Genomic DNA, 224 nt, shown 5'->3' with positions numbered 1-224 from the left:
GATGCCGATGCGGCCGCCGATGCCCTGGGCAGCGACACGCCGACCACGGTCACCGGTGTCGTGACAGGCACTCTGGAGGACGATGACGCGCTTGCGGCAAACGTCAACGACACGACCGGTACCGAGATCGCCGGCAGCTACGGCACACTGACCCTCAACAGTGACGGCAGCTACAGCTACGTGCTGGACAACGGCAATGCCGAGGTCCAGTCACTGAACGATGA

The 224-nt window shown here is 63.8% G+C and carries 1 protein-coding gene; it reads left to right on the top strand.

All coding sequences use genetic code 11. The features are described from left to right. Nucleotides 1–224 (top strand): VCBS domain-containing protein (locus R2R70_RS23865; protein WP_410979471.1); only part of this gene is annotated, 224 nt, incomplete at both ends.

Origin of the sequence: Cobetia sp. SIMBA_158 (genome assembly GCF_046566945.1) — a bacterium.
GTDB classification, from domain to species: domain Bacteria; phylum Pseudomonadota; class Gammaproteobacteria; order Pseudomonadales; family Halomonadaceae; genus Cobetia; species Cobetia amphilecti.
The sequence above is the reverse complement of the archived record's forward strand: the minus strand, read 5'-3'. Positions and strand labels throughout refer to the sequence as shown.